This is a genomic window from Arcicella lustrica (assembly GCF_034930985.1).
GTDB lineage: Bacteria > Bacteroidota > Bacteroidia > Cytophagales > Spirosomataceae > Arcicella > Arcicella lustrica.
Genome location: NZ_JAYGIM010000013.1, coordinates 126,848 through 139,498 on the forward strand (window position 1 = coordinate 126,848; position 12,651 = coordinate 139,498).

At 34.7% G+C, this 12,651-nt stretch carries 8 protein-coding genes; 5 read left to right on the forward strand and 3 right to left on the reverse strand.

The window, feature by feature from the left end; translation table 11 throughout:
- Nucleotides 1–17 precede the first annotated feature (17 nt).
- Nucleotides 18–281 carry a hypothetical protein gene (locus tag VB798_RS17165; protein ID WP_323260544.1) on the forward strand — a complete coding sequence of 88 codons (264 nt, stop codon included), beginning with the start codon at nucleotides 18–20 and terminating at the stop codon, nucleotides 279–281.
- Here the strand turns inward: VB798_RS17165 and VB798_RS17170 are convergent.
- Together VB798_RS17170 and VB798_RS17175 are read right to left on the reverse strand one after the other, a co-directional pair.
- Nucleotides 273–3,209, reverse strand: coding sequence for a DEAD/DEAH box helicase (locus tag VB798_RS17170; RefSeq protein ID WP_323260546.1), 2,937 nt, complete (start codon nucleotides 3,207–3,209; stop codon nucleotides 273–275). The two genes, VB798_RS17165 and VB798_RS17170, sit on opposite strands and share 9 nt — an antisense overlap.
- A gap of 253 nt (nucleotides 3,210–3,462) precedes the next feature.
- A complete protein-coding gene (locus tag VB798_RS17175) occupies nucleotides 3,463–4,701 on the reverse strand; it encodes a tetratricopeptide repeat protein (protein ID WP_323260547.1) in 1,239 nt (412 codons plus the stop codon).
- A gap of 192 nt (nucleotides 4,702–4,893) precedes the next feature.
- On the opposite strand from VB798_RS17175, the gene hpt reads away from it, so the two are divergent.
- The 3 genes from hpt to VB798_RS17190 all read left to right on the forward strand — a co-directional run bounded on the left by hpt (nucleotide 4,894) and on the right by VB798_RS17190 (nucleotide 8,692).
- Nucleotides 4,894–5,433, forward strand: coding sequence for a hypoxanthine phosphoribosyltransferase (gene hpt / locus VB798_RS17180; protein WP_323260549.1), 540 nt, complete (start codon nucleotides 4,894–4,896; stop codon nucleotides 5,431–5,433).
- A gap of 276 nt (nucleotides 5,434–5,709) precedes the next feature.
- Nucleotides 5,710–6,792, forward strand: a complete 1,083-nt coding sequence (locus VB798_RS17185; RefSeq protein ID WP_323260551.1) for an alpha/beta hydrolase — start codon at nucleotides 5,710–5,712, stop codon at nucleotides 6,790–6,792.
- 334 nt (nucleotides 6,793–7,126) lie between these two features.
- On the forward strand, nucleotides 7,127–8,692 hold the full coding sequence (locus VB798_RS17190) for a glycerol-3-phosphate dehydrogenase/oxidase (RefSeq protein WP_323260553.1): 1,566 nt from the start codon (nucleotides 7,127–7,129) through the stop codon (nucleotides 8,690–8,692).
- Between the two features lie 73 nt (nucleotides 8,693–8,765).
- Here VB798_RS17190 and VB798_RS17195 read toward each other — a convergent pair whose 3' ends face one another.
- Nucleotides 8,766–10,646, reverse strand: a complete 1,881-nt coding sequence (locus VB798_RS17195; RefSeq protein ID WP_323260555.1) for an ABC-F family ATP-binding cassette domain-containing protein — start codon at nucleotides 10,644–10,646, stop codon at nucleotides 8,766–8,768.
- Nucleotides 10,647–10,869: 223 nt separating this feature from the next.
- Between VB798_RS17195 and sppA the strand changes: the two genes are divergently transcribed.
- Entirely contained in the window at nucleotides 10,870–12,645 is a 1,776-nt protein-coding gene (gene sppA, locus VB798_RS17200; RefSeq protein ID WP_323260557.1) for a signal peptide peptidase SppA, read from the forward strand.
- The last annotated feature ends 6 nt before the right edge of the window (nucleotides 12,646–12,651 follow it).

Genomic DNA, 12,651 nt, shown 5'->3' on the forward strand with positions numbered 1-12,651 from the left:
GCCTATTTTTTTGAAAAATGGAAAAAAAGAAATCAATTTTCGATAAACTAAGACCTCTTTTATTATCCCTTATCGTCGGGATTCTATCTGTGTTTTTCTTTGCAGAAATTATCTTGATAGCCTTTTTAATTTATGTTTGGTATTCAGCACCTGCCAATACAAGTGCTAATTACCTTGAAGAAGGAATTATTATCACAATCATTTTAACGATTTTAACGTATTTCATGAAAATGAAATTTGACAAATTGGTTAGTTCGGAGAAAAAGAAAAATTTACTCTAACAAAGCCAAAACATCGTCTTTGGTTAAAGATTTCACAAAGCTTTCTTCTGTCGTAATTAATTCATTGGCAAGGCGTTGTTTGCTTTGTTGTAATGCCAAAATCTTTTCTTCAACGGTATTTTTCGTAATGAATTTATAAGTAAATACTGTATTTACTTGCCCAATTCTATGCGCTCTGTCGATGGCCTGTGCCTCAATTGCAGGGTTCCACCAAGGGTCTAAAATGAATACATAATCGGCAGCGGTAAGATTAAGTCCCAAACCTCCAGCTTTTAACGAAATCAAGAAAATCTGTATGTTTTCATTTTGTTGGAATTTCTCTACTTGTGCTTGTCGGTCGTGAGTACTTCCATCCAAATAAGCATAAGGACGAGCTTCTTTATCGAGGCGTTCTCTGAAAAGGTCAAGATGTTTTACAAATTGGCTAAAAATCAACACTTTATGTCCTTTTCCTAAAATAGATTCCAACTTATCCATCACGTCTTCTAATTTCCCAGAATCTCCTTCATACTCAGTATCAACCATTCTTGGATGATTCGCCAATTGTCTCAGTTTGGTTAAACCTTGTAGCACAATCATTTGCGACATCGCCATTCCTTGCTCGTCGATATGTGCTAAAATCAAGTTCCTAAAATAAGATTTCGCTTCTTCGTATTCACGTTCTTGTTGTTCCGACATTTGTGCATAATGAATACTCTCTATCTTCGGAGGCAATTCTGTTGCTACTTGCGATTTATGTCTTCGCAACATAAAAGGTTTGATGATTGAATACAAACGATGGATTTTCGTATCATCTCCCTTTTTTTCAATCGGAACTTGAAATTCATTTCTAAAAAAATGCTGAGAACCCAACAATCCCGGATTAATGAAAGTCATTTGTGACCATAAATCCATCGTACTATTTTCAAGTGGCGTTCCAGTAAGTACCAAGCGATTCTTTGAATTCAATTGCATTACCGCTTTGGTGATATAAGAAGAAGGATTTTTTATCGCTTGCGATTCATCCAAAATCACATAATTAAAACGGTAATTTTTCAGTAAATCAATATCAATCCTGATAATGCCGTAGGTTGTCAGTACAACATCATAATTATCAAATACTTCAATGTTTTTATCCCGATAAGTACCTGTATAAGTTAATATTTTTAGTTCAGGCGTGAACTTACGGGCTTCCATTTCCCAATTATAAATCAAAGAAGTAGGCAAAATCAATAAACTTGGTTGTGCTATTTTTTGCTCTTTTTGCGATTGCAATAAGGTTAAGGTTTGCACAGTCTTTCCTAAACCCATATCATCTGCCAAGCAACCTCCAAAATGGTAATCGTTCAAAAAACGCATCCAATCGTAACCCGCTTTTTGGTATGGACGCAAACTTCCTTTGAAACCTTTCGGCAAATCATAAGCATGGATTTCATCGAAATCTCTTAATTTCTCTAACTTCCTGCTGAGTACTGCCGTCGCCAACGATTCACTTTGTAAATCTTGCACCAATGAAAGATGATGCTTTTTCAGAATAAAGCCGTCTCTTTCTGTGTGATGTTCTACAAAAGCAAATAGTTCGGAATATTGTGTAAACCAAACTTCGGGAATTACTGCAATTTCTCCGTTGGGTAAGGTAAATTCTTTCTTTTTCTGTAAAATCAAATTACGAAGTTTCAGAAAAGGTATTTCAAAATCTCCAAAATGGACAATGGCATTAATATCGAACCAATCGTTGCCTTCAGTAATATTTACTTCTATGTTTGAATAACCCAAGAAATACTTTTTGCCATCGTCTTCTACACTTTGTTCTATGGCAAAACCAGCTTCGGTTAAGGCATGATAATTCTTCTGAATCCAGGCAAAAGCTTCACTTTTTGGTAAAATCATTTTACCATTTTTAAGTTCTAAACCCAAAGTATCAAGCATTGCCAAAGTAGATTTTTCGAAGGTTAAATCTCTTCGTACTTTATGGAAAACGTAGTCATCACCCTTTTTTTCCATGCTTACATTTACTTCAGTTGAAAAACTATCAAACTTAAAAGCATATTCTCCATACTGAAAAGCCAAGCTTATTGATAATTCTATGTCTTCATCTTTCTGAAAATCAGCTTCATCATTATCGCTTAGTACAGCTTGAAGGCTTTTATTTTCGGCAAGATTCAAAATTGGAATACCTGAGTATGCTTCTGAACGAATTTCAAAACCTTTTGCATAAACATCAAACATGGTGATGATTGATGAAACAAATTTTCGATAATAATCTTCTTCTAACGTTTTAGGAATAACGATAAATCGTTTCTGTAAGAAAGGACGTAATTTCTTGCCATCTACTTCTTTAGCAAAATGGTAAAGTTTATTTTCGATGATAATCCAAGCGGGTTCATCGCAAACGATAAAGGCATTTTTATATTGAAAATCCACTTTAGAACCTGCATATTTAATCGTAGGGAAATAATGTGTATTGTCGGTATTTCTCATGAAATGAAAAAGTACGGTTGCTTTTTCGGGTAATACTTCTACTTGTTGCCAAATCGGATTACCATCACTGCCCATGATGAACAGTTTTTTTCCAAGCAACAAAGGCAACATTTCTGCTTTTACTTTTTCTACATAAACAGCAATCATTTCTTGCAAAGCTTTTTCTCCCTTTTGTGGGTCATATACTTTCAAGAAAAAATCGACGACAGAGCGTTTTTTTGAGCCTACAAATTTTTTATAAATATTTTCTGATTGAAGAGAATTTATCAGTTTTACGAGTTGTAAATCAATTTTATCTAAACCGTGCGCAAACTCGTTGATGTTTTTTATTGAAACATTTTGGTTCAATAAAGTTAGTTCTTCTTTATCGTCGAGCTGAACAATAAAAGCTTCAAAGAGGTATCCGAGGTACTCGTGGCTGAGTATCGAATAAATGATTTGAAATGGTTGAGAAGTAGAAACTTTCATGATATGTTAAATAGATTCAATGTTTTGAAATACAGTAGAGGTAATGAATTTTCAACGATAAAAGTTGCTGGACAGAGCGAGAAGTACATTTATTTGTATAATTATGAATTTTAAATATAGACAAATATGATGAGACTTCCCAAATAATTCATCACAAATTTGGAGGAATAGGCATTAAAAAATAAAAGCCCAGACTTGCGTCGGAGCTTTATATTGTAGTAAATCTATGAAAGATTTTATCATGAGTGAATCATTACTTTTTCTTTCTTCTCGCTTTTTTCGCTTCCGTTAATAGTTTTTTGGCTTCTTCTCTTTGCGAAGATTTACGTTCCGAATCTTCAATTACTTGTTTGAAGTATTCAATTGCCTTATCATAATCTTGTTCTTGCGAAGCGAGTTTTCCTAAAGCTATCATTGATGACCAATAATAACCTGAATTGGTAGAACCAGTTTGTTTGGCAAAATCTATCGTTTTTTGATAATAAGCTCTTGCTTCTTGGGCATCTCTATCATAATTCATGGCATAATAACCCAAAATATAAGCGGCATATCTACCACTTACGCCTTCGTAACCAGGATAATGTTCTTCGATTTTTTGAAGAATACTTTTGGCAATCGTTTTGGCTTCCGTTACTCTACCCGCTACAAAAGCACTTCTTGCATAAAATCTTTGAAAGAACGGATTGTCGGGATAAGTTTCATAAGTGTATTTCGACAAATTCAAGGCTTTTTCATTCATGTTTTCCATGCCATAAATTTGTAATAAAAAGTAACGGGCTTCTGTACGAGTGTAAAAAGCATTATAGCTCACTTTTTCTAACTGACTGATTCCTTTTGGTTTATCGCCTTTTGGAAACAACCAAAGTACTGGACGAAGCATGGCATAATTTTCTTTTACATAATGAAAATAGTAATTATACAATCCGTCGCCAAACATTAATTCTGGACTAAAATCAGAGAAACTTCTTGAACGGTCGAGATATTTCAAGGCATTTTTTGCAGCAAAAGTAGCTTTCGTCCAATGTTTTCTTTCAGAATGTAAACGTCCTTTAAAAGCATAAGCTGCTGCCATAAAGAAAGCCGCTTCTGGGTTTTCAGAATCATCCCAAATTTTTTCTGCTTTTTCAATACTCTTATCCATGTAATCAATACAACGTTCGTCGTAAATTACATTTTCGGTATTAGGCACAATTTTCCACCATTCCATTAAGCCCAATAAAAAATCAGGCAGTGGATGTTCTGGATATTTTACTTTCAAATAATTGAATTCACGCTCGGCTTCGTAAAACTTAAAATTATACATGTGATTGATTGCCTGCGTAGCTTCAATCTGAACTTCAGCCGTTAGCAAAAGCATTCCTTTTGAACGCTCCTGTTCTGCTTTTTCAGTATCTTTCCACCATTGTGCATTGGCGATTTGCTGTTGCGAAAACATCAGAAAGCACAAGAGGAATACTTTTATATAAATCGAAAAATTAAATATTTTTTTCATGGATGATTGTCTTTTCTGGATGTAAATTTAAGGAAATTTTAAGTATTGCTCTAACGAATGATACAACGAAAAGCATTATTAAAAAGTGTTATGTTCATAGATATTCTGTTTTCGGGAGGGCTTAATGCTTTCTAAACTATTTGGCTAGCTCTTTAGATTAGCGTATTTTTACAAATTAGCAATCAAGTATTTATGAAATCCACGATACAAGTACACGACAAACATTTTGAAGTATTCATTGAACAAAGTGTTTTAGAAAAGCGAATCACTGCACTCGCTTCATCCATCAATCAAGATTATGCGGGAAAACAACCTTTGTTTTTAGCCATTTTGAATGGTTCATTTATGTTTGCCGCCGAATTGATGAAATCCATCACGGTTTCTTGTGAAATTACTTTTCTGAGAGTTTCATCATATCAAGCAACTGAATCTACGGGTAAAGTACATCAAATTTTGGGCTTGTCAGAAAGTATCGAAAATCGTGATATTATCATTATTGAAGATATTATTGATACTGGTTTGACGATGATTGAAATCAAAAAGCAATTGTTGGCACAAAATCCAAGTTCTTTGTCAGTAGCAACACTTTTCCAAAAACCAGAAGCATTGAAACAACCAATTGAGATTGAATACATTGGATTCGAAATTGAAAATAAATTTGTGTTGGGTTATGGTTTAGATTACGATGGATTGGGCAGAAATTTAGCCGATTTATATGTGTTGAGCGAGTGAGTTTTAACGGTCTGATTTAGGGTAAAGTGAAAATTTCAACTTCGATTTTCTTGACTATTATTATAAGTTATCAATGAAAATTCAGCGCCATTTTTATAATTAACCACCAGCATATCAATATTTTAAATTCAAAAATCATCATTCATAATTCATCACTCTTACTTATTTTGTGTCCATTCAACACAAAAAAGAGAACAGATGTTCTAAATCCGTCCTTCGAAAGCTAAATATCATACTTTATTTAGTTAAATTTGCGGTTCGACAAACAATTCAAGAATGAGTAAAAGTGTTTTATATTTTGAACTAACCACTCCCGTTGAAGATAATCGCCCTGTCTATATTTCAGGCAGTTTCAACGAATGGCTTCCAGATAAAGAAGAGTTCCGTTTAAACAAAGTTGAAGACGGAAAATACATATTGAAGTTACCAGATACCATTAAATTGCCTGAAAGCTTTGAGTATAAATATACAAAAGGCGGATGGAATCAAGTAGAATTAGATGAATTTGGTAAACCCACAGCAAACAGAATTGCCAAAGTAAGAACAGGCGTTTTAAAAGATTTTGTACCACACTGGAGATTAGACGGCGAAAATCTTTCTGGAGATTTAATGCCAGAAATTCGCTTGATTTCAGATGCTTTTGAAATTCCTCAGTTTGATAGAAAGCGTGCTGTTTATATCTTGCTTCCTCATAATTACGAAACATCAGAAAAACATTATCCTGTAATTTATTTACAAGATGCCCAAAATTTATTTGGGGGTGGTTCTGAATTTGGTAATTGGGGTATTGATAAACAATTAGCCGTTTTGGCTGCTCGTGGTCATGGCGATGTGATTGTTGTGGCTGTAGCACATGGTGGCGAACAACGTTATCAAGAGTATTCTCCGTACAATAACCCAAAAATGGGAAAAGGTCAGGGACGAAAATATGCACAGTTTCTCTCAAAAACATTAAAACCATATATTGATAACAATTTTAGAACTTTGCCAGAACGTGAATTCACAGGTATTGGCGGAAGTTCTTTAGGTGGCTTAATCAGTATTTATGCAGGTTTGATGTTTCCAGAAGTATTTGGGAAATTGATGGTATTTTCTCCGTCGCTTTGGGTTTCGCCCAATATTTATTTTGATGCCATTGATTTTATCTCTCATTTACCAACCAATATTTATATTTATGCTGGTGGCGATGAAGGAACAATGATGCTTCCAAATGTTGAGAAACTGAAACAAACCTTTCAAAGACAAGGCATTAGAAAAACGGAAATCAATCTTTCTTATGAACCAGAAGGCTTACATAACGAAGATCAATGGGGCAAAGAATTTCCTAAAGCAATAGAATGGTTATTTTTTAATCAATAAGCACTCAATATAGTTTAAGCTAAGTTGTTATTTGTTGTAAATAGATGATAATTAAACCCTTGAAATACTAACCAATATTTACCAATCTCTTCTTAGTTAAAATAATTTTATCTGTAAAAGGCTCATTTATTTACAATTTTGTAAGTAGATGAGCCTTTTATTTGTTTTTATACTTTAGTTTTTTCTCAAATCAATTTTATTGATTTTGAGAATATTATCAAAGGTATGATACTTCAATAAAGCATTTTTTTTTGTTGAATATCTTATATTTTTAATAATCTTTGACATTAGCATTTATTGGTATATTTGTGAATCATCAGGTAACAATTCCATTATGAATCGTAAAGAACAGTTAAGAAAAATTTCGATTACAGAACAATTTGATTTATGTATTATCGGTGGAGGAGCAACGGGAGCAGGTATTGCGCTGGATGCAAGCCTGAGAGGATTAAAAGTATTATTAATTGACAAATATGATTTTGCTGGACAAACCACTTCAAAGTCCACCAAACTGATTCACGGAGGCGTTCGTTACTTGGAGCAAGCTGTTAAAAAATTGGATTGGGAACAATACAAAATGGTACAGAAAAGTTTGCATGAAAGAGATACGCTGATAAAAAACGCTCCACACCTTACTCGTCCATTAGCTTTATTAACGCCTTGTTATACTTGGATAGAAGGCATTTATTTAACTATCGGACTAAAACTTTATGAATGGATTGCGGGAAATCATGGCATTGGAGCAAGTAAATGGCTATCTCGCAAAGAAGCCTTGAAAACAATTCCTGAATTAAAGAAAGAAAACCTTACTTCGGCAGTGTTATATTATGATGGGCAATTGGATGATGCTCGTTACTGTTTGGCAATACTTCAAAAAGCAGAAACTTTAGGGGCAACAATCTTGAATTATGCCGAAGCCATTCGCTTTGAAAAAGATAATCTTGGAAAATTGACGGAGCTTCATTTCAAGGATACTTTAAATGGTGAGACTTTCACTGTTCAATCAAAAGTATTTATCAATGCTACAGGACCATTTGCTGACCATGTTCGTAAAATGGCAAATCCAAAATTAAAACCAAGAATGAAAGTAAGTCGTGGAGCGCACATTGTTCTCCCAGCTTCTTTGATGAAGAATGAAACCGCCATTTTAGTCCCAAAAACAGATGATGGTAGAGTACTCTTTATCATTCCTTGGCAAGACCACCTTTTGGTAGGAACAACCGATGAGGAAGATAAACTTTCTGAAAATCCAGATTTAGAGCAATATGAAATACCTTATTTATTAAGCTACGTAAATCGTTATTTAGAAAAAGAAGTAAGTCCATCAGAAATTACCAGTGGTTTTGCAGGACAAAGACCATTGTTGGGAAAGGCCGAAAAGAGTTCAGATACTAAATCACTCGTCCGTGACCATGAAGTAGAAATTGATAAAAACAGTCAATTAGTCAGCATTATGGGCGGAAAATGGACGACTTACCGATTAATGGCAAAAGATACCATCGACCAAATTTATGAACATCTTTGGCAACAAGAACCTGTTACTTGTACTTCAGATCATCAATTGTTGCATGGAGCCGAAGATTATCGTTTTGAAGATTGGGAAAAGCTTTCAGCACAATATCAAGTATCGCCAGCAATTGCGCAGCATTTGATGAAAAAATACGGTGTATTCGCTGAAAAAGTATTAAAACTAACCGACAATCAACCAGAATTAAAAGCATTAATTCATCCCAATCATCCATTTATCAAAGCAGAAATTGTCTATGTGATTCAAGAAGAAATGGCAATGACCAGTAAAGATATTCTGGATAGAAGATTAGGATTGGCATTGAGAGATGCCAAAGTGGCGAAAGATTCGGAGGAAATGGTAGAAAGTTATTTAGTACAATTTAGTAGATAAGTGGCAAAAAAATATTTCATTTCTATTGAGTGAATAATTCGCTCAATAGAAATGAAATAAATAACATTTCAAATTACTCTGAAAGATCTAACCAACGTAATTCTTTTTCGTCAAGTTCGTTGGTGGTTTCTTCGATTTGCTTTGCCCAAGCTGTCAAATCTTCGTAGCTACCGCCATTATTGAGTCTTTCAGTAAGTTCTGCCTTTTTCTTTTCTAATTTTTCAATGGCTTTTCCTAAATCATCATACTCTTTTTGTTCTTTGAAAGAAAGCTTTCTTTTCGTCGTTGAAATCTGAACAGAAGGTTCTAATTTATGATTATTCGTAGAAACTGGTTCGCTTTTCACTTTCGGTTTTTCGCCTAAAGTAATTTCATTTTCTTCCAACCATTCTCTGTAATCGGTATAGTTTCCGGGGAAATCTCTGATTTGTCCATCGCCTTCAAAAACAAAAAGGTGTTCAACCAATTTATCCATAAAGTAACGGTCGTGAGAAACCAACAATAAACAACCACCAAAAGCAATCAAGAAATCTTCTAAGATATTCAACGTCTGAATATCAAGGTCATTGGTAGGTTCATCAAGAATCAAAAAGTTTGGGTTTTTGATGAGTACTTTCATCAATTGCAAACGTCTTTTTTCTCCCCCTGATAATTTATCAACCGCCGCATATTGTACTTTCGGTTCAAACTTAAAGTGCGTTAAAAACTGACTTGCTGAAATAGTTTCGCCCGTTCCGACCGTAACAACCTCAGCAATATCTTTGATAACATCAATTACTTTATCGCCCGGTTTGAAATCCAAATCACCTTGTGTATAGTAACCGTACACAACGGTTTCGCCCGTAGTAATACTTCCAGAATCTGGTTGTAAATTTTGGGTAATCATATTCAAGAAAGTAGATTTCCCAATACCATTTTTTCCGATAATTCCGATACGGTCTTTGCGTTGAAAAATGTATGAAAAGTCTTCTACAATTTTTTGATTTCCGAAACCTTTATTCAATCCTTCAATTTCCAAAATCTTACTTCCTTGACGAGACATTTTTACGTTCAAGGTTACTTTAGAATCATCTTTAGTTTGCGAAGCCTTTTCTTTCAGTTCATGAAAAGCATCAATTCTGTACTGAGCTTTCGTGCCACGAGCTTTTGGCTGGCGACGCATCCATTCCAATTCTGTACGTAAAGTATTCTTTGCTTTATCAATACTTGCAGCTTCCGAAGCCTCACGTTCTGCCTTTTTCTCCAAGAAATAACTATAGTTTCCACGATACGGATAAATCGTTCCGTTATCTAATTCAGCAATGTTATTACAAACTCTATCCAAGAAATAACGATCGTGCGTTACCAAAAGCAAAGTAATATTTTGTGCAGAAAGCGTTTGTTCCAGCCATTCGATAGTTTCCAAATCCAAGTGGTTGGTAGGCTCATCGAAAATCATTAAATCTGGTTCTTCGATTAATACTTTTGCCATTGCCACACGCTTGCGTTGCCCACCAGAAAGTTGAGAAATTTTGCGTTCAAAATCATGAATTCCCAATTTTCCCAAAACCTGTTTTACTCTACTTTCATAATCCCAAGCATCGTGTTTGTCCATCATTTCCAAAGCGTCCGACAGTAAATCAGAATCTTCTGGATTTTCCATTGCCCTTTCATACATTTTCAAGGCTTGGTTAGCTGGAGAATCACCTGTAAAAAGTGTATCCATAACGCTAAGGTTTTCGTCAAAATCAGGGTTTTGGAAAAGATACCCAACCGAAATGCCTTTGCGGATACTTACTGTACCTTCGTCAGAAGGAATCAAACCTGCTAAAATGTTCATTAAAGTAGTTTTACCCGCACCATTTTGTCCGACTAACGCTACTTTATCTCCCTTCGAGATACCAAAATTTATGTTACGAAATAACCAACGTTCGCTGTAGTTTTTCGAGATATTTTCTGCTGATAAATAATTCATAGCACAAAGGTAGGAAGTAAAGCTGTAAAAGGGTAGATAGTTGGGAGAATTCAACTTAGGGAAATAGCATACTTTACATTACTCCCTCCTATCAAGTCAATTCTCCATTGAACACATAAACTTTTTTTTGGAAACAAGTCAAATTATTTTTGGGTTTACGACTTATCTGAATTTTGATTAATCTTGTAAGTTGTAAGCGTTAAAAAACCAAAACTTAAAACTCATGTTACAATTTCTTAAATATGTTTTAGCTACTATTGTTGGGTTAATTGTTTTCTCCATCGTTAGCTTTATCCTTGTTATTGGTATTGCAGCGGCTGTGGGTGCTTCTCAAGAAGACATAACTCTTAAAGATAACTCTGTCTTAAAATTAGACCTCAATCATGCCATCGAAGAAAATGTAAGTGATGAAGAAAATCCTTTCAAAGATTTAGGTGGTCCATTCATGGATAATAATGAAAGTATCGGAATGGTACAAATCAGAGAAGCCCTAAAACGTGCCGCTGCTGATAGTCATATCAAAGGCATTTACTTACAAGCACATTATCCTCAAGCTGGCTACGCTCAACTTGAAGAAATCCGTAATGCACTTTTAGCTTTCAAAAAATCTGGGAAATTCATTTATAGTTACGGTGAATCTTTTACGGAAAAAGGATATTATGTTTCATCTGTTTCTGATAAAATCTATTTGAATCCAGCTGGCGGAATGGATTTCAACGGAATCAGTGCAGAAGTAAGTTTCTACAAAGGTGCTTTGGATAAATTAGACATCAAGCCAGTCGTTTTCAGAGTAGGCGAATACAAATCTGCTGTTGAACCTTATCTCCGTGAAAACATGAGTGATGCCAACAAAGCACAATACTCTTCTTTGTTAAATAGCATCAACGACCATATTTTCGGACAAATCGCTGCTTCTCGTGATATTACTGTGGCTGAATTGAAAAAAGTAGCAGATGAATTAATCGCTTATAAACCTAAAGGTGCTTTAGCGGCAAAATTGGTAACGGATGTTGGTTATTACGATGAATTTGAAGCCGATTTCAAAAAGAAATTAAAGAAAGAATCTGAAGATAAAATTGATTTTGTAAGTCTTGCTAAATTCTTAAAAGCTGAATCTGCGATTCCTTTCAACGATACACAAAATAAAATTGCGGTAGTTGTTGGTGAAGGTGCTATTATTGGTTCAAAAGCTGATAAAGGAAATATTGGTTCGGATGATTGGGTTGCTGAATTGCGTAAAGCTCGTGATGATAAAAAAGTAAAAGCTATTGTATTAAGAATTGATAGTCCGGGAGGCTCTTCATTGGCTTCTGATGTGATGTGGAGAGAAGTAGAATTAGCGAGAAAAGTAAAACCAGTAATCGCTTCAATGGCTGATTATGCAGCTTCAGGCGGTTATTATATGGCGATGGCTGCTGATACAATTGTGGCAGAACCAACAACGATTACGGGTTCAATCGGAATTTTTGCGCAGTTTTTCAACTTTGAGAATTTCTTGAAAAACAAATTGGGAATCACTAATGACCGTGTAAATACCAACGCTCACTCTGATTTTCCAACTGTTACTCGTGAAATGACTGATTTTGAAAAAGATTGGTTTCAAAGAAGTGTAGATGCAGGTTATGAAACCTTTACTTCTAAAGCGGCAAAAGGACGAAAAATGAGTATCGAAAAACTGAAATCATTAGCTGGCGGACACGTTTGGTCGGGTATCGAAGCGAAATCAAATGGATTAGTGGATGTGTTAGGTGGTTTAGAAGATGCTATTAAAATTGCGGCTAAAAAGGCGAAATTGAAAGAAGGTGACTATAAAGCAAAATTTTATCCTCAGCCAAAATCTTTCTTTGAAGAGATTTTCGACAAAAAAGAGGATGCTGTTCAAGCTAAAATTATGAAAGCTCAATTTGGTGAATTAGCTCCTTACGTAAAACAAATTCAAGATTTGAAAGCTCGTGAAGGCTTAATGACTTTAATGCCAGAAGTAATTGAGTTTAAGTAATTGCAG

Bases quoted from the DNA above. Each gene is read 5' to 3' on its own strand.
- sppA (WP_323260557.1), top strand. From the start codon at position 10,870: ATGTTACAATTTCTTAAATATGTTTTAGCTACTATTGTTGGGTTAATT.
- VB798_RS17170 (WP_323260546.1), bottom strand. From the start codon at position 3,209: ATGAAAGTTTCTACTTCTCAACCATTTCAAATCATTTATTCGATACTC.
- hpt (WP_323260549.1), top strand. From the start codon at position 4,894: ATGAAATCCACGATACAAGTACACGACAAACATTTTGAAGTATTCATT.
- VB798_RS17195 (WP_323260555.1), bottom strand. From the start codon at position 10,646: ATGAATTATTTATCAGCAGAAAATATCTCGAAAAACTACAGCGAACGT.
- VB798_RS17190 (WP_323260553.1), top strand. From the start codon at position 7,127: ATGAATCGTAAAGAACAGTTAAGAAAAATTTCGATTACAGAACAATTT.
- VB798_RS17165 (WP_323260544.1), top strand. From the start codon at position 18: ATGGAAAAAAAGAAATCAATTTTCGATAAACTAAGACCTCTTTTATTA.
- VB798_RS17185 (WP_323260551.1), top strand. From the start codon at position 5,710: ATGAGTAAAAGTGTTTTATATTTTGAACTAACCACTCCCGTTGAAGAT.
- VB798_RS17175 (WP_323260547.1), bottom strand. From the start codon at position 4,701: ATGAAAAAAATATTTAATTTTTCGATTTATATAAAAGTATTCCTCTTG.